13 protein-coding genes are annotated in these 17,469 nt (G+C 58.1%); 6 read left to right on the top strand and 7 right to left on the bottom strand.

The window, feature by feature from the left end; translation table 11 throughout:
* Position 1 precedes the first annotated feature (1 nt).
* From HS103_12920 to HS103_12935, 4 genes are all read right to left on the bottom strand, one after another.
* On the bottom strand, positions 2-3,496 hold the full coding sequence (locus HS103_12920) for an ABC transporter permease (protein MBE7513702.1): 3,495 nt from the start codon (positions 3,494-3,496) through the stop codon (positions 2-4).
* Between the two features lie 98 nt (positions 3,497-3,594).
* Positions 3,595-3,852 (bottom strand): translation initiation factor IF-1, encoded by a 258-nt coding sequence (infA, locus tag HS103_12925; GenBank protein MBE7513703.1) that lies wholly within the window; start codon positions 3,850-3,852, stop codon positions 3,595-3,597.
* Between the two features lie 103 nt (positions 3,853-3,955).
* Positions 3,956-4,153 (bottom strand): 30S ribosomal protein S21, encoded by a 198-nt coding sequence (locus tag HS103_12930; GenBank protein MBE7513704.1) that lies wholly within the window; start codon positions 4,151-4,153, stop codon positions 3,956-3,958.
* A gap of 121 nt (positions 4,154-4,274) precedes the next feature.
* A complete protein-coding gene (locus HS103_12935) occupies positions 4,275-5,492 on the bottom strand; it encodes a S1 RNA-binding domain-containing protein (protein MBE7513705.1) in 1,218 nt (405 codons plus the stop codon).
* A gap of 480 nt (positions 5,493-5,972) precedes the next feature.
* Between HS103_12935 and HS103_12940 the strand changes: the two genes are divergently transcribed.
* From HS103_12940 to HS103_12955, 4 genes are all read left to right on the top strand, one after another.
* Complete coding sequence (locus HS103_12940; protein MBE7513706.1) at positions 5,973-7,529, top strand: adenylate/guanylate cyclase domain-containing protein; 1,557 nt, start codon at positions 5,973-5,975, stop codon at positions 7,527-7,529.
* A gap of 771 nt (positions 7,530-8,300) precedes the next feature.
* The gene (locus tag HS103_12945) at positions 8,301-9,254 is read left to right on the top strand and encodes an SDR family oxidoreductase (GenBank protein ID MBE7513707.1); all 954 of its coding nucleotides are present in this window, start codon (positions 8,301-8,303) and stop codon (positions 9,252-9,254) included.
* Positions 9,255-9,258: 4 nt separating this feature from the next.
* Positions 9,259-10,113: a threonine/serine exporter family protein gene (locus tag HS103_12950; protein MBE7513708.1), complete on the top strand. Its 855-nt coding sequence runs from the start codon at positions 9,259-9,261 to the stop codon at positions 10,111-10,113.
* A gap of 2 nt (positions 10,114-10,115) precedes the next feature.
* A complete protein-coding gene (locus HS103_12955) occupies positions 10,116-12,032 on the top strand; it encodes an HAD-IA family hydrolase (protein ID MBE7513709.1) in 1,917 nt (638 codons plus the stop codon).
* A 27-nt stretch (positions 12,033-12,059) separates the two neighbouring features.
* On the opposite strand, the gene HS103_12960 is transcribed toward HS103_12955, so the two are convergent.
* From HS103_12960 to HS103_12970, 3 genes are all read right to left on the bottom strand, one after another.
* Complete coding sequence (locus HS103_12960) at positions 12,060-13,886, bottom strand: AAA family ATPase (GenBank protein MBE7513710.1); 1,827 nt, start codon at positions 13,884-13,886, stop codon at positions 12,060-12,062.
* Positions 13,887-14,228: 342 nt separating this feature from the next.
* Positions 14,229-15,077, bottom strand: coding sequence for an ABC transporter permease (locus HS103_12965; GenBank protein ID MBE7513711.1), 849 nt, complete (start codon positions 15,075-15,077; stop codon positions 14,229-14,231).
* Positions 15,078-15,080: 3 nt separating this feature from the next.
* Positions 15,081-15,701, bottom strand: a complete 621-nt coding sequence (locus HS103_12970; protein MBE7513712.1) for a hypothetical protein — start codon at positions 15,699-15,701, stop codon at positions 15,081-15,083.
* Between the two features lie 421 nt (positions 15,702-16,122).
* Here HS103_12970 and HS103_12975 point away from each other — a divergent pair, with 421 nt between their 5' ends.
* Positions 16,123-16,548 carry a M67 family metallopeptidase gene (locus tag HS103_12975; protein ID MBE7513713.1) on the top strand — a complete coding sequence of 142 codons (426 nt, stop codon included), beginning with the start codon at positions 16,123-16,125 and terminating at the stop codon, positions 16,546-16,548.
* A gap of 61 nt (positions 16,549-16,609) precedes the next feature.
* Positions 16,610-17,449 carry a sulfurtransferase gene (locus tag HS103_12980; protein ID MBE7513714.1) on the top strand — a complete coding sequence of 280 codons (840 nt, stop codon included), beginning with the start codon at positions 16,610-16,612 and terminating at the stop codon, positions 17,447-17,449.
* Positions 17,450-17,469 lie beyond the last annotated feature (20 nt).

The following is a 17,469-nucleotide window of genomic DNA, read 5'->3' on the forward strand; positions in this document are numbered from 1 at the left end:
CCTAATCCTCTCCCAAACGGAGGGTTTGCGTCAGCGAGAGCCGTCGCACAAGGAACAAGCTAAAGACCACAACGCCGAGGATCACCGCCGCCAAGACGCCGCCATACTGTGCCAGTGCCACTGTTTCCACCGCCACGATGAAGGGCGGCGTGATCTGCGACCCGCTGGCATCCAGCGCCAGACGCGGCACAACTTGATCGCTTAGCAATATGCCGAGTGCCGCACCCAAGATTACACCCATGCCCACGACAAAAGCAACCTCGAAGGCAAGCTGCCCAATCACGCCCATCGAGGGCAGCCCCAACGCTCGTAAAATGCCGAACTCGCTTTTTCGGTTTACGGCGGTGAGGGCGGTATAGGTCGTTAGTCCCACAATGCTGAGCGCCATCGCCAATAGAAAGGCGAGGAGCATCAAGCCCAATAGCCCCCGACTCAGTGGGTCGGTTTGGAGCGTCACCAGCGCCCCGGAGAGTGTCACCGGATTCAAGAGCGCCGCCGTCCGATCTGCAGGGCGGGCGGCATCGAGAATGCTTTCAGCCTCTACCCCAGGCAGCGTTTTGATCCACACCTCATCAGCATATAAGGCAGCGCTTGGGCGGCGGTTAAGGGTGTAGAGCAAGGTATCCCGATCTGTGATCAGGAACGCCTGTCGTTCGGCATCCTCGCGCCAAACGTCTTCTTGTAACGTGGCGTCAAAGAGCGCCGGGTAGTACGCTTGCACCCCTATAAAGCGGAAGGTGATTGCCACCCCTTCAACATTGCGTGTGGTAAAGCGCTGCCCGGGCTGTAAACGCAGCCGTTCAGCAAGGCTGTGCGAGGCGATCATGGGGAGTTCACGGAGGGGGAGGTAATTCAATAACACACCCATTCGCGCTGTCGCCGCCGTTTGATCCCACTGGACGACCAAGCTATCGCCGCGATCTTCCCGCGTGTTCACCACTGTCCCTTCGCTGAACGCGCCGGAATCATAGGCAAACGCCCACCGTTCATCGCGGAACAGATCAAGCGGCTGCCATGCCCCATTTGCCTCCCGCCCGCGCAGTGCGGCTAAGGTCAGGCGAAGGAAGCGCTCCCCTTGTGCGCTCCGTCCGCGATGCGTCCAATGGATGGAGATCAGGCGCAAGGGGGCGGTGGGTTGGTGTGCCAGTGCCGCCACATCTGCCACGTAGCGCACCCACCCACTGGTGGTGAAGTCACCGCCGCCGCCCGCCCCAGGTTGGACTGCCCCCGTGCTGACATACTCTGTTTCCACCAATGTGAGCGGGATGTTCACCCACACACCAGCGGCATCTAAAAAGCGCAGATTTAAGGTGATGCGGTTAAGCAAGCGATCCACATCGGCGGAAAAGCGCCCCTCGAAGGAGGGCATATCAAACCGCGCCCAAAGGCTTAACTGTGCGGGTGCGAAGGGGAGCAGCACCCCTCGTTCGGGTAGTTCCACCGGCTCTGGAAGCGCCACCGTGCCGAGGTCGGGACGCCAATGAATGACCTCTCCAAAGTGTGCTGGGTCAACGCCAAAGAGGGTGGCAAAAAGCGCCGCATCGCCCGCGTTGGGCTGCACATTCAGGTTTGCCCGCCGCCACGAGATCGCCGCCGTCGCCACCCCTGGGAGCGCCTCGTAGCGCTCCAGATCGCGGGCGCGGGCAGCATTCAGCGTTACATCACGCTCGTTAAAGCGAACATCCGTCCCCACCCGATAGCGTGCCTGATCGCTCTGACTGCGATCCACCGTCGCCCGAAAACTGGTGGCAAACCAACCAATGCCCACCGCAAGCGCCAAGAGAAAGGTGATCCGCCCATAATGGAGGGACTCCCGTGCCAACTGCCAGGTTGCCAACGATCCGATCAAGCCGCGCCCGGCTGCTAAGAATCGCGCCGCACCCGCCGCGATGATCGGAAAGACGCGCAGCAGAATACTCCCCAACCCCAGGAACAGCAACCCAGGCGCAAGGAGCAAGAAGGGATCACTGGCGCTGCCGCCCGTCGCCGTTCTAAAAAGGGGCGTCTCCCGCCCAACAAGGCGAAGGAGTGCCGCCATGCCCAAAACGGCGACGATCACATCGACATAATAGCGCTGCCACCACGCTTGCCGTCCGCTACGCGAGGCAGCCCCGCCCGCTGCAATGAGGGGGAGGCGCAGGACGGGGCGCAATGTGCTGATCAGGGCGAGAAATGCTGCTGCCGCCGCCGCCGCGCTGTAGAGGAAGACGGTGGGCGTCAGGGCGAGGGGAAGATTGGGGTAACGGGCGAAAAAGGGCGTGATGGCAACCAGCAGCCCTTGTGCCAAAAAGGGCGCTGCCACTGCCCCCACTGTGCAGATCAGGAATGCCTCAAAGCCACGCACAACGATCACCCCACGATCTGCCGCTCCCCGGCTTTGGAGCATGGCGATCTCGCGCCGTTCCCCCCGTCGAACAAGCGCGGCGGTGACGATCAGAAAGAACAAGACAAGCGCCCCGATCTGCAATAGCAGCAGCCCAAACGGCGCATCAAGGGAGCGAATCGCCATTTCAAACGCCAAGAGATGCCCAACATCGCGGCTTTCGCCACCCGTCACCTGATAGTCAATCAGCTTGGTCGCGTAAAGGAAGGCAAGATCAAACTCGCCATCGGCGCTGAGCGCCCCTTTTACGCCATTGAATACGCCCAAAAGCGCTCGGCGTGCATCGGGCAGCGCCGTGAAGGAGAGCGCCGTTGGGTCAAAGCCAACCCGCCAGCCCGCCCGCGTCGGTGTATCGGGGATGAACTGGGTGGCGACGCGCTCTAGGTCGGGGCGCGTTGTCAGGACGGGGTATTCAGCAGCGTAATCGCCCTTCAGAGAGGTGTAGCGCGTCGGGGCGGGGGACATGAAATAGGGATCGCGCCCGATGGGAGGCGGCTCGGCAACGCCAACGATGCGGGCGCGAATGTTCCGGCTGCTATCCCACCCGCCCCGCGCCCCGCCCTGATCTAAAACAATGATGCTCTCAAGGGGGAGGTTCAAATTGTTGTGCGCCTCGAAGGGAATCACAATTTCCACATCGGCAGCGGGGTCGTTAGGTGCTTCGGTGGGGTAGCGCCCGCTGATCAAGCTGACGCGCTCCGTCCAGCCTTCATAATAGGCAAGGAAGGCGCGGCTAGCGGAGGCATCCTCGGTGGGAGGGATCACATCAAGGGCGCTTGTTTCGGCGTATGCCGTAATTAGGCTGAGCCAGCCGGGAAAGGGGGTGAAGGCATCCTGAAGAATACCGCGAAAGGTTTGATCATACGCCGGAAGGCGTTCGCTATAGCCGGATTTGCGGGGGACAAGAGCGACGCTGGCGGTGATGTTGACCTCATTGAGGGGGTGGTTTGCCAGTGCTTCAACCATGCTCACTTGGGCAACAGCAGCAGAATAGAGCGGAATCAGCGCCCCCACCCCCGCCGCCAGAACCACACCAGCTATGATCGTCAGCAATGTTCGCCAATTCGCCGCTAAGCGTCGTGCCGCCAAGCGGATCGCCCAGCCGAGATTCATGAAAGGCACTCCCTCAGAAAATGAATGATAAGCACAAAAAACCCGCTATCGGCGGGCAAGGTGTGGGAAAATCCCTATTTTCGCGGCGTATCCGCCTTTTAAGGCTGCTGGTCGTCTTGACTTGGACCGCGCCGCATGAAGCGGAAGGTGATCCGCCCGCGTGTCACGTCATACTCACTGAGTTCGACGCGCACCCGATCCCCTAGCAAGATGCGGATGTAATTTTTGCGCATCTTCCCCGAAAGGTACGCCAAGAGTTCGTGACCGTTCTCCAACTTCACCTTGAAGTGGGCGTTAGGAAGGGTTTCAATGACGGTCCCTTCAACTTCTATCTTGCTATCATCGTTTTTCGGCATACTGCTCCTATCATATCACTCCTAATCCCCTCGTGGGGGGTTATCCACCCTCGTTCCCTGTTGCGCCCGTGTTTAAGGCACGGGCGCCGGGGTGAGGGATGACCTACCCGTAGGTACGTTGTTGTTTACGACGCGCCCGACGGATCGCCTTCTTCTTCTGGATGCGACGCAGTTCGCTTTTGGACACATGCCAACGCTTGCGACGCACCGTGCTGAGGATACCGCTCTTCGCCACCGATTTACGGAAGCGCTTTAAGAGTTGTTCCTGCGACTCGTTCGAGCGGAGGACGACTTTCGCCATATGCATTCACCCCCTCTCATAGTGGGTTTCCCTAAAACGTGAAAGCGGACGCACGCGCCCGCTTTCGCCGTGTATGTGCCAGAAATCTTATTCTACAGGACTCTGGAGAGTCACGCTAGACTCAGACGCTCTCCGATTCAACGGGGGACAGTTCGTCTGGGGTTTCTATATTGGGGATATCTTGCTGCCCTGCCTCAGGTTCATCAACACCGCCGCCCGCCGCCCACCGTTCGCGTTCCTCGTCCGTAACGTCTTTCAGGCTTAAGCCCAAACGCTGACGGTGGCTTTCAATGCTGATCACGCGCATCAACAGCTTTTCGCCATCACGGAGGTGAAGGGTGGGGTCTTCGGGGGCGGGGTCGGTAATCTGGTTGGCATGAAGCAGCGCCTCAATGCCCGGCTCTAGGCTGACAAACGCCCCAAACTGGGCAACACGGCTGACCGTTCCTTCAACAACCTGCCCAACATGGTAAAGCGTATCGACCAACGACCAGGGGTTCGGTTGCAGACGCTTCAGCGACAGCCCAATCCGTTTTGTGTCCTGATCCAGCCGGAGGATGTAAACATCGATCTCATCGCCCACATTCAACACTTCGCGGGGGTGCTTCACGCGGCACCACGCCAACTCGCTGATGTGAATCAAGCCATCCGCCCCGCCCAGATCAACGAACGCGCCAAAATCGCGCAGCCCGCTGACGCGCCCACGCCGAACTTCGCCTTCTTTAAGGTTTTCCAACAGCGATTCCTTGCTGCTGTCGCGGCGTTCGCGGGCGGCGTCGCGCTGGCTCATCACCAAGCGGCGGCGTTTGCGGCTCACTTCAATAATTTTGACGATAATGGGCTTGCCAATGAACGACATCATGAAGTCTTTGCGATTTTCATCATCCAAACCACGCGGCAGATCGGCAACATGGCTGGCGGGAATAAACCCCCGCAAGTTGCCAAAGGGGACGATCAGACCGCCCCGGTTGGCATCGGCAACGATGCTTTCGTGGATTTCCCCGGCGTTCATCAGCGCCTCTGCCCGCACCCAGTCTTCGCCTGCCCGCGCCTGCGAAACGGATACGACCATGTTCCCATCCTGATCTTCGTGATGAATCACGACGACCTGAATTTCCTGCCCCACCTCGAAGGTCATTCCTTCCAAGCGGTCCAGATCGTTGCGCGAGACAACGGCATCGCGCTTCATCCGCACATCAATGATCATCCCTATATCATCAATTGCCCGGATTGTCCCGGTGATCATGTCGCCCCGGTCTGGCTGCTCAAATTGAGAATATTCCTCCAAGAGCGCCAAAAACTCAGAGTCCGCATTCCCTACAGGATTGGTGACAACCATAACGAATTCTAAATCCCCCTATTGGGTAGTGTTTTGATTTGAGTGGAGGCAAGGCGCGGGGCAAGACAAATAGACCGTTCAGACAGTCCCTAAAAGGCAAATTCAAGACGCCGGAGCGATGAACAACTGTGAACACCAGCGATAGCGCTATAGGCAAGCTCGGGCGTGTTTGGTGAAGGCGACGTTCTGAAGCCAAGAACCATAAACGCCGTGTGGCGCGTTTCCCCCTAATCAAATCAGAAAATGAGTATATCCTTAACAATCGCCCTTTGTCAACCATTTTCAAACAAAAGCAAAACGACTCACCCTAACATGGTGTGCGTTTTCCCACCTCTAAGCCGTGTGTGCCTTGCATCGACGGGGAAAGTCGAGTACAGTGAAGGGATGATCTCGCGCCAATGTTGCTAGTTGGGGGTACTGTTCATGCCAGACCGAACGCCTCTTTTGCCTTCTCATAACGTACCCGAATCGCCGCCGCTTATGGCGCCGGCATCCGATGAGGTGCGCCCCCCAACCCTGTCGGAGTTAGAGCCAAAGCTGCGCAGCCTGCTGCCGGCTAAGCTCTATGCCGAAGTCTGGATTGATCCAGCGGCAAAAACGGTGGAGAAAGTCTTTAACCATCTGCGGACGCTGCAAACGATCCTTTATGACTATCTCCCTCGCCAAGTGGCAGAAACACCCCCCAAACCCGGGCGAGTCGACCATGCTTGGCAAGAGGGAACGCTTATGTTCACCGACCTTGCCGGGTTTACGCCGCTGATGGAAGCGAATGCCTCCCTCGGAAAGACGGGCGCGGAAAGCCTTAAAACGACCTTGAACGATTACTTCAGTACGATGATTGACATCATCGGAAAATCAAGCGGCAACCTCTTAGAATTTACGGGCGATGCCATGCTGATCCAATTTCCGATGGTGCGTAATGGACGTGACACGGCGCAGGCAGTGCGTGCCGCCCTACGGATGCAGCGGGCAATGGCAAAATACGGCATCATTCAAACGGCGAATGGCGTACTTTCGCTAGGGATGCGGATCGGGATTCACTTTGGACGCTTTTTTACGGCAGAAATTGGCACGCCCTTCCGCATGGAGCATGTGCTGCTTGGTGGCAACGTCCAAAAGACAAAACATGCCGAAGGCGCCGGCATTGTAGGGCGCGTCAACCTCACCGACGATGCCTATGAGCGGGTCAAAGATCGCTTTCATATTGAAGATGGGCAGCCCGGTCATAAGCTGATTATTGATGATATTCAGGATTTGGATGAATATGAATTTGCCACCCCGCCAAGACGCCTTTCGCGGGCAGTTTTAATAGATCGCGGCGCGGACGCCCTCCTTTTGGAAATCAGTCGCGTCTTAACCATCATCGAACCCCTTGCCAGCTACCTTCCGCGCCAAATCTTAAACCTCCTTGTAGAAACAGCCGGCAACCGCGAAATTTACCCTGATTTCACCACGCCGACGGTGGTCTTTGTGAATCTGATTGGCTTGCCTGAATCGGTGGATCACGTTCAGCCAGATGAGGAAGAAGGGCTGGCAAACAGTTTCTCCCGCGTTTTTGGGCAGATCAATGCCGAAATTGAGGCAAAAGGCGGCGTCTTGAAAAAGGTGACCTGCCACCTCTCCGGCTCAGACATTATGATTTTCTTCGGCGTCCCAAGCGCCCACACCGATGATACGCTGCGTGCCTGTAAAGGGGCGCTCAAAATCCGTGCGATCATCGAGGAAATCAACGAAAATCCACCCATTGTAGATGGCAAACCGATCAGCGCGTACTGCCAGATTGGGATTGCAAAGGGGGCGGTCTTTGCCGCCGAAATTGGTGATAAACGCGGGCGGCGCGAGTTCAACGTTCTCGGTGATGCCGTGAACACCGCCGCCCGCCTGATGGGAAAAGCAGCCCGCAACCAAATCCTCATGACGCCTGCTGTCTATGCCGAGGTATCCAATCACCTTGAGACGGAGTACATTGGCGAGATTTCCCTAAAGGGGAAAGCCACCGCAATGGCACTTTACAGCTTGAAGGCGCGGAAAGATTAGAATTTAGTTCAGAACCCCCATCCCCCCCGTCCCCTTTCCCTGTCTACGGGGAAAGGAGGCGAGAGTCCCTCTGTCTGTTATGGGGGGGCAAGCCCCGAAGGGGTGGTTACTCCTAGCCCGCTGCTTTAGCGGCGAGCGCGCACGGACGGCAGCAGCACTATGGCGGACGTGCCTAGCGCGGGGTTAAAACGCCCGCGCTAGGATTGATCGTCCCTGCGGGGCTTGGAAAGACAAATCGCCCTGTGATGTCGTCCCCTTTAGGGGCGGGCGATCCGGCGCAACGCACGGGCGCAGCACAATGTATGGGGGGTGCGGGGGAAAAAGGATGCGGGGAGGCACGGGGCTAAAGCCCGCGTGCTGAAAGCAGGTTTTTCGCCTTCTCTTGTTTTCAGCCCCGTCCTTTAGGGCGAGGTGCTTACCCATAGCCCGGTGGGTTGCCGTCGGGCGCAAACGGACGCCCCAGGGGGCGTCCCTACGAGGGTGCGGCGAGGGTATGGGACGCCTTTCAAGCCCCGAAGGGGTGGTTACTCTCAGCCCGTCCCCTTTAGGAGCGGGCGCTCACTCTCAACAGACCCTAGTTCCCGGACAAACCTTTTAGCGCAGGGACAACGCCCCTATGTGCTTAACAAAACACTGGGCGATGTCATACGCATCATGCGCAGATGCACCCCAAGCGGCATCCACCGCGCTACCTCCCCTTCCCTCCGCATCGTGTGGTATAGTTTTCCCCACAACACGAGTTCAACAACCAGACAAGAATGAGGTTCAACGGTGCGTGTTCTGATCACTGGCGGGGCAGGGTTTCTTGGCTCACATCTAGCAGATCGGTTTCTTGCCGAAGGGCATACTGTCCTTGCCATGGACAACCTTCTCACGGGAAGTACCGATAACATTGCGCATCTTATAGCACACCCCCAGTTCACCTATATTCAACACGATATTTCCGAGTCGATTCCCATTGAGGGGACACTGGATGCCGTCCTGAACTTTGCCAGCCCCGCCAGCCCGATTGATTATTTGAAGTTTCCCATCGAAACCCTCAAAGTAGGCTCGCACGGGACGCTGAACGGGCTTGAGGTGGCAAAAAAGCATGGGGCGCGGTTTCTGATGGCGTCCACCTCGGAAATCTACGGCGATCCACTCGTCCACCCCCAAACGGAAGATTATTGGGGCAATGTCAGCACCATCGGTCCGCGTGGCTGCTATGACGAGGCAAAACGCTACGCCGAGTCGCTGGTCATGGCGTACCACCGCACGCATGGGGTGGATACACGTATCGTGCGCATCTTCAATACCTATGGGGAGCGGATGCGCCTTGATGATGGGCGTGTCGTCCCCAATTTTGTCGGGCAGGCTATCCGCCAAGAGCCGCTCACCATCTATGGCGACGGGATGCAGACACGCAGTTTTTGCTATGTCAGCGACCTGATCGATGGTATTTACCGCTTGCTGATGCTCGAACGCTCCGGTGAATCGATGTACCCAGTCAATATTGGCAACCCGGTTGAACTCTCAATCTTAGAGTTTGCTAAGGTCGTGAACATGATTACGGATAATCCCGGCGGAGTCGTGTTCAAACACCAAGAGCGCATCGAAGGCGACCCCCAAACGCGCAAGCCAGACATCAGCCGCGCCCGACGCCTTCTTGGTTGGGAGCCAAACGTCCTTCTTCCCGAAGGGTTAGAGCGGACGATTCGCTATTTTGAGACGCGGGTAAACCCTTAACGCCATGCCAGCGACACAGCCCGACACGAAATCGGCAATCACCGCACCAGCAGCGACGCAGCCCCCCCTCAACGCGCAAGAGCTTGCCGAGGTGCTGCGGGTCTCCATGTGTTTTGGGCTGCTCATGCTTGGCAACGGGGCATCCAGCCACCGCACCGAACAAACGATGCGGCGCGTTGCGGAGATCATGGGGGCGGCTGCCATTGAACCTTATGTCACGCCGACAGGGATCATCGCCTCCATTTACAGCGGCGAAAACCACCGCACGATGATCCGCCGTGTGCTGACCCTTGCCGTAGACATGAACAAGGTTGCCGCGCTGGAATCGCTTTCCCGAAACATGCCCCCCAACCCCACGACGACAGCGATCAGCGCCAAACTGGATGCCATTGAAGCGCTGACCCATCAGTTTTCGCGCCGCCAAATCATCCTTGCCGTTGCCCTTGCTTGTGGCGCGTTTGCCATTCTGATCGGCGGCGGGGCGTTTGAATTTATCGCGGCGGCAGCGGGGGCGGCGGTGGCTCAGCGGGGGCGCTTTTGGATGGCCTCCCTCCACTTTACGCCCATCCCTACAACGATTGTCTGTGCCGCCCTTGCCACCCTCGTCGCCCAGATCGTCATTGATTTATTGATTCCACTCGCCCCTGCCTTTGGCGTCACGGTGGTCCCCGCCTTTGCCGTCATTGCCTCTGTGCTGCTGCTTGTGCCGGGCGTCCCGCTGGTGACTGCCGTCCTTGACCTCACCTATTTCGATCTCGTTTCAGGGATTGTGCGGGCAACATGGGCGGCGCTGCTGTTTGGGAGCATTGCCATTGGGATGCTCACCATCCTTGTCTGGACAGGGTTGAGGATTATCTAGGCGTGCTGCCTGATCTCGCTCCCTATAGCATTCTCTCTTTGGATGTCTTTGATACCGCCCTGTGGCGGCGCGTACTTTCCCCAACGGATGTGTTTCCCCTTGCCGCCGAACGTGCCAACCTCCCCGGAGTAGCCCCCACGCGCTTTCGAGCGGCACGCATCGCGGCAGAGGCGGAAGCCCGTCGGCGGGCTTCCGATGAGATCACCTTGGATGCGATCTATGCCGTTTTGGGCGACGCTCTGCACCTTTCGCTACAGACGCTCAACACGCTGAAGGCAGCCGAAATTGAGACAGAACGCGCCCTCAGCCGCCCCAACCCGACGATCCTTGCCTTTTACGAACAGGCAAAACGGATGAGCAAACGGGTGATCTTCCTCTCCGATATGTACCTTCCAGAGTCGGTCATTGCCGATCTTCTGGCGCGGGCAGGCTATGACGGTTACGAGCGCTTGATTGTCTCTAGCGCGGTGGGCAAAACCAAACACAGTGGGGCGCTTTTTCACCACACCGCCCAAACGCTCAATATCCTGCCGAGGACGATCCTTCATCTTGGGGACGACCCGCACAGCGACCACCACCAAGCGTGGGCGGCGGGATGGAACGCCCACCTAATCCCCAAAATTAGCGCTCACACAGTCAGCCCGTTACCGCTGCCAACCCCGCCCGAAGCGAACCGCAGCAGCGCCGAATCACAGGCGTTGGCGTTGATCCATCAGGACTACGCCCCTACTGAGGAAGGAGCATCCTTTTGGGAGGCTCTGGGCTGGCGGTGCGCCGGGCTGCTCTATTATGGGTTTGCCGTGTGGCTGCTGCGCCGTGTTCAAGAGGATAAGGTAAGGCGGTTGTTTTTCCTCAGCCGCGATGGGTACATCCTTCGCCAAGCATTTCAGCTTGTCGTGGCGGCGGCGGGCGTCGATCTTCCCTCAACCTACCTCTACGCCTCGCGTCGGGCGCTGAATGTGCCAGCGATCCACGATTTGAGCCGCGACGACCTCGATTTTTTAGTCGGTGGGTTGGGAAATGTCCCTCTGCGGATGTACCTCACACGCATCGGGCTTGACCCGACAGCGCCCGCCGTTCGTTGGGCGATCCAGCGGGCGGGCTTCCCTGACGATGCGCACCGCATCACGGCGACAGATCATGTCCGGCTGCGGGCGCTGTTCACAATCCTAGAAACGGCGATTCGTGCGCTTGCCGATGCCGAACGTCCGCTTGCCGTGCGCTATTTGAAGGAAAACGGCTTCTATGATGGAGGTGATCCCCTCGGGGTGGTCGATGTGGGCTGGCATGGGTCGATGCAAGGGGCGTTAGGGGTACTCTGGCGCTGGCAGATGGGGAAAAACGCCGCTCCCCTTCGCGGCTATTACGTGGGGACGTTTGATACCGCCCGCTACCTTCCTGTGCGCGGCTACCTTTGCGCGGACGGGAAGCCAAGCAGTACACAGGCAGTCCTTCGGCAAGGGGTGGAGATCATCGAATTCTTGTTGGATGCCCCGCATGGCAGCGTTTTGGGCTACCGTGAGGGAGAAGGGGCGGCACAGCCTATCTTCAGCAAGGCGCTGTCCGCACCACGACACGCGGCGGCAGAGGTAGTGCACGCGGCGGGGTTGGCGTTCGTCCGTCAGATGCTTGAGGCGCACGGCGTCGTTGATCTTCCGGCGGAGGCGGCGTTTCGCCCCTTAGCGGCGTTGATCAGTACGCCAACACCCCTTGCCGCCCAACGGCTAGGGGTGTTGCCCCATACTGATAGCTTTGGGGAAGGATATCTTCGTCCCATAGCGCAACCCATAACACCCTTACGGGCAAGGCTTTTTCCCATGGACGATGTGGGGGCGTATCAGGCTGCTTTTTGGCGCCCGGGTTACCTTGCCCAAATCTCGCCCCGCCGTCGGCGCTTTTTAGAGCGTTACGGCGGGTGAGAGGAGACTCTTCATCCGATTGCGGGGTTAAGCGTCTGGCGGTGGGACATCATCCCCCCCACGACGGCGGACGACTTGGGGCAGCGCCGGGACGGGGCGTTCACCGGGTGGCTGTGGGGGCAGCGCCGCTTGTCCCGGACGCGGCGCATAGGCGTAACTGTTGTAGCCATAGTAGCCGTAGTAGTAGTACCCGCCGTAGCCCGCATCAACGTCACGCGGGTGCAGACGGTTCAAAATGACGCCCGTCACCGGTGAGCCAAGCGATTGCAACTGCTGCACAGCACGGGCGGCACTTGCCCGTCGCGTCCGTCCGGCATGAACAACAACGACCACCTCACCACCGGTGATGTTGGCGAGGATGCTTGTATCCGAGACGGTCAAGGTTGGCGGTGTGTCGAAGATGACCACATCATATTTAATGTCCTCGGTCAACGCACGGACAAGCGTCTGCATCTGCACCGTGCCGAGGAGTTCCGCCGGATTGTTGGGGGAGGGTCCCGATGGGATCAGGTCCAAACCTGGGATCGGCGTTTTGCGGGCAAGGTTGCTGACCAAAACGCGAATGTATTCGGGGTCAATCTCCATGTTTTGCCCGACGCCGTTAGGGTTCTCGCTCCCCTTGCCATCCCCTAGCTTGCCCAAACTGGAACTGGTCAAAATGTTTGACAAGCCCAAGTTGTTATTCGCTAAATCAAAGATGAGGTGCTGCGTGGGGCGGCGCAGGTCGGCATCGATGAGGAGGACTTGCATCCCCGTGCTGGCGAAGGTGACGGCAAGGTTTGCCGTCGTCACGCTTTTGCCCTCGGAAGGGCTTGGGCTAGTGACCATATAGACATGGCGCATTTGCCCATCTTCATCGCGGGCTTGGTGCATCAAATTGACGCGAACGGCGCGGTATGCCTCGGCAATGGTAGAGCGCGGCTGCGTCCAGACAATGAGCTTGTCGTTATAGATATTGCGCTTACCAAAGGGGGCAATCGTGCCGAGAAGGTTGACCCCCAATAGCGGCGTGACTTCCGAGGGGGAGCGCAAACTGTCATTGAAATATTCAATGACCACCGCCGCTGACGCCGCCAAGATTGCGCCGACCACCGCCGCCAGAAAGGTGACGGTGAAGGTGTTTGTCCCTAAGGGAGAGAGCGGCACAGTTGCCCGTTCCACAATAGAGAGAACGTTCACATCGCTGCGGACGCGAAGTCCGGCAAGCGTTTGCGAGAAGTTGCTGAGCAGCGCCTGAAGTTTTTGCTCGCGGTCTTGCAAGGCAGTGCGCCGCGTCTCTAATTCGGTGCGGGCTTCTGCGGTGAGTGTCGGTGCGCCCAAGCCATCGTTGATTCGGGCTAACTCTGCCCGAATGTCTGCTAACTGCGTCCGCAGGGTGTCAATCTCCGATTGGACAGTGCGTTCTTGCTCTTGTTGGGCAATCGTCGTGTTCGTTGGGCTGTTGGCGATCAACTGCTCGGCAAGGGTGTTCGCCACATCTGCCGCCAGAATCGGCTCGGTGGTCGTGACAGTGAGGACAAGCAGCGAGGTGTTGGAGACCAACCCAGTGGTGAACATGCCCCGCACTTCTTCGGGAGACATGGGCAAGTTTAAACTGTCTACCGTCCCTTTTAGGACTGGGTAGGTCTTGACAATCTCGGCGTAGTTTTGGGCAAGCTGAACGCCCGTCTGAATAACGGCAATGCTCGGATCGGTCATGTTGAGGAACGACCCAACCATGAGCATTGAGGAGGCTTGATAGCGCAGGGGTTGGGTCCGGCTTTGGTTATAGGCAAAGGCGCCCGCCACCACTGCCGCTAGAGCAATGAGCCATAACCAGCGCCGAAACAATCGAAGGTATGCACGTATTTCCATGTGGAGAGAATGATCGCCTTCCTGATAAGTCTACGTGGATCGTAGAACGTCCCCCGTCAAGAGTCAAGCCCGCATTTCAGGGTGCGCTCAGCGCCGCCCTTCCCTAGTAGTCCATCAAGAAGGTAAGCATAGAATGAGGTAGCTCGCATCCCCCTTCTCCCACAGGGAGAAGGGGGATGCACGTTTTTGAGGGGGCTTCCCCCTCACCCCCTCGCCCGCAGCATTTCTCCCCTTTCCCTGTTTACGGGGTTAGAGGTTAGGGTTTCCAAGCCCCGAAGGGGTGGGTGCTTTCAGCCTGCTGCTTTAGCGACAGGATCACTGGGATTACACTGTCAACACAACCTAGTGCTGTCTTTCATGGGCTTGTGCGGCTGCCCCCCCCACAAGGATCAAGACGAGTGTGAGCGCCACACCCGGCGCGGCTGCTACCCAGGGGGCGGCGCGGTAAACACTGCGGGCATCCGCCAACATCGCCCCCCATTCGAGGGCAGCCGGATCGCCCCCCAACCCCAGGAAGTTCAACGCTGCCGCATTCAACAGCGCCCACACCAAAATAACGAATGCCTCGGCAAGCAGCACCCCGCGCACATTGGGCAAGATATGGCGGCACAAAACCCCCCACCAACCCACCCCAAGCCCTACGGCTGCCTCGATATAGGGGGCATGACGGACGCCCCGTGCTGCCGCCCGCACCACTCGCGCATAGACGGGTAAGAGCGCCGCCCCCGCCGCCAATGCCACCTGCCCTGGTCCTCGCCCCACAACGGCAATCCAAGCAAGGGCAAGGACGATTCCCGGAATGGCGAGCAAGGCATCAAGGATGATCGTCAACAGGCTATCGACAACGTACCCCAGATAGCCCGCCAAAAGACCGATCACCCCACCGGGAAGGACTGCGGCAACAAGGGCAATGAGGGCGATTTGGAGGGTGTGCCTTCCCCCATACAGCGTGCGCGACCATACATCGCGCCCAACAAGGTCTGTTCCCAGAAGGTGTGCGGGGGAAGGCGCTTCTAAACTTGCTCCCACCTCGCCCAGTGGGTCATAGGGAGCAGCCAACGGGGCAAAAAGAACGATCATAATGAGTGTGGCAAGTGCCACCCACAACAGCACACCCTTTCGCTGTGCGCTGTGTTTCCCTTGCCACTGGCTGCCCTGCCCCTGTGCCAGAGCATCAGCACTTATGCGCACGACTCATCCAATGTCGATCCGTTTTACGTCGCTGATGTTGATTTTCTTGTTCCGCTCAAGGAGTGTCGTGAGAATCAGCTTGGCAAACCGAAAGAAGTCGCCCATTTGGTCAATCTGTGCCGTGTAATGGGCGGCAAGGCGCTGTTCGTTGGCGGTCATGGCGGGAACGGCTTCGCGCAGATCAGCGATGTTCGCCTCAATCACCTCCAGGGCTTGGTTCACATCACGCATCTCGCGGCTGCCTAAGACGTTTGTCAAAATCTTCCAGAAATCGGACTCTGCCTCGTAATATTTTTTACGATCCCCGCGCACCCACACCTCGCGGACAATGCCCAGATTCTCCAACATCCGCATGTTCATGCTCACACTCGCCTTCGAGACATCAAGGTGTTCCATCATGTCATCAAGGCTCATGGCGCGGGGGCTAAGCAAAAGCGCCCCATACATTTTTCCCATCACTTTGTTATAGCCAAAATAATCGGCAAGCTGCCCCAAGCCCTCTAACATACTCTCGTTCACGGCGCGAAGCGTAGGGTTGGTGGTTACCCGATGGAGTTCTGCGGCGGCATCGTCGGCGGCATCATCAAGGGGCGTCGGATCGGGATTCGTCATGAAAACGTCCATTCGTGTGCAGTACCCTCACTGGTTGGGCTGCAACCAGCCTTCTTACAAGAAGGGCGGGCGTCGTTCGTTTACCCCTTGCTCACCACCGCCTAGCCCATCGGCAAGTATATCCTGATAAGCGAGGCTGTCAACCACTAAGGGGTCAATCTCCTTGAAAAATGCTGTAGGCAATCTGCATCAACCCCTTGCACAGTTCCCACCCCTTCGGTAAAATGACTCATATGGTCATAATTTGTCCCTCCCCACTGCGAAATACAACGCCAACCATGACAGACTGTCTGTGTTGGTTGGATTCATGTTGTATGGATTCAACGTGGCGTTCGGGACGGCAGGTGCGTTAACCCCACAAGGTGCGTATGCGGAAAGCCGGCTCGAACACGAGTCGGCTTTTTTGTTGCGCCCAACACACGAGGAGGTGTGGTTGAGTCTCACATTAAGTGCGGCGCTGCGGGCGGAGATCGTGGCGCAGTTAGAGGGGAACTACCCCGATGAAGGGGGGGGCTTTTTGCTTGGCACGCTGGAGGCAAACGCGGTGACCGTCCGTGAGGTGCGTCCGGTGGTGAACACCGCCCCCAGTGAGGAAGCGTATCACCGCTACTTCATGACCCCCATGGATTGGGCAATGCTGGAAGATGAGGCGGATGCTGCTGGCTTAAGCGTGGTTGGCTATTACCACTCTCACCCAGATAGCCCCGCTATCCCCTCCGACTATGACCGGACGCACGCCCTCCCCAATTTTCGCTACCTGATCACGTCCGTTCGCGGCAGACAGGCGGCTGAGATGCGGGCGTGGCTTTTGAACGAAGATCGCGGCGCGTTTGTCGAAGTTCCTGTTCAGATTAGCTAAATTAGCCATCTATTCAACACGAAGTCAGAGTGCAGTTCAACATCAAAAAGGTTCACGAATCATGTCAACATCGCTTTTGGTCAGCACCGAATGGGCATTGGAACACCTCAATGACGCCGACAAGCGGTTCATTGAGGTGGACGTCGATACAACACAATATGCGTTGGGGCATCTCGCCGGTGCGGTAGCCTTCAATTGGCAGACCCAACTTCAAGATCAGGTTGCCCGTGACATCATCCCCCAAGAGCAGCTTGAAGCGTTGCTTTCCGAGGCGGGTGTCACCCCCCAGACGACGCTTGTCCTCTATGGCGATAACAACAACTGGTTTGCCGCCTATGCCCTCTGGATTTTGAAGTATTACGGGCATGAAAATGTCCTTCTCATCGACGGCGGGCGGAAGAAGCTCGTTGCCGAAGAACGCCCCCTGACGACAGATGTTCCCACTTATCTCAAAACCGCCTACAAAATCAGCACCATCAATACAGAGATTCGCGCAGACCGTGACTTTGTGAAGGCACGCCTGAACAAGGGCGATTTCGCCCTCATCGATGTCCGCTCACCCGCCGAATTCGTGGGCGATATTATCGCCCCCCCAGGTATGACCGAAACGGCGCAGCGGGCGGGTCACATCCCAGGCGCAAAGAGTGTCCCCTGGGGGACGGCAGTGCGCGAAGATGGTACGTTCAAGTCCGTTGAAGAACTGAGCCAAATCTATGGCGCAAAGGGTGTCAACGCCGAGAAGAAGGATGTTGTTGCCTACTGCCGGATTGGGGAGCGTTCGTCGCACACATGGTTTGTGCTGAAGTATCTGCTCGGCGTCGAAAACGTCCGCAACTACGACGGCTCGTGGACGGAATGGGGCAACCTGATCGGCGCTCCTATCGTCAAAGGTGGCGAATAACCTAACCCGTTCCCTTCATC

It is taken from the genome of Anaerolineales bacterium, from assembly GCA_015075625.1.
Classification (GTDB): Bacteria; Chloroflexota; Anaerolineae; order Aggregatilineales; family UBA2796; genus UBA2796.

Bases quoted from the DNA above. Each gene is read 5' to 3' on its own strand.
- infA (MBE7513703.1), bottom strand. From the start codon at position 3,852: ATGCCGAAAAACGATGATAGCAAGATAGAAGTTGAAGGGACCGTCATT.
- HS103_12980 (MBE7513714.1), top strand. From the start codon at position 16,610: ATGTCAACATCGCTTTTGGTCAGCACCGAATGGGCATTGGAACACCTC.
- HS103_12970 (MBE7513712.1), bottom strand. From the start codon at position 15,701: ATGGACGTTTTCATGACGAATCCCGATCCGACGCCCCTTGATGATGCC.
- HS103_12935 (MBE7513705.1), bottom strand. From the start codon at position 5,492: ATGGTTGTCACCAATCCTGTAGGGAATGCGGACTCTGAGTTTTTGGCG.
- HS103_12940 (MBE7513706.1), top strand. From the start codon at position 5,973: ATGGCGCCGGCATCCGATGAGGTGCGCCCCCCAACCCTGTCGGAGTTA.
- HS103_12930 (MBE7513704.1), bottom strand. From the start codon at position 4,153: ATGGCGAAAGTCGTCCTCCGCTCGAACGAGTCGCAGGAACAACTCTTA.
- HS103_12960 (MBE7513710.1), bottom strand. From the start codon at position 13,886: ATGGAAATACGTGCATACCTTCGATTGTTTCGGCGCTGGTTATGGCTC.
- HS103_12920 (MBE7513702.1), bottom strand. From the start codon at position 3,496: ATGAATCTCGGCTGGGCGATCCGCTTGGCGGCACGACGCTTAGCGGCG.
- HS103_12950 (MBE7513708.1), top strand. From the start codon at position 9,259: ATGCCAGCGACACAGCCCGACACGAAATCGGCAATCACCGCACCAGCA.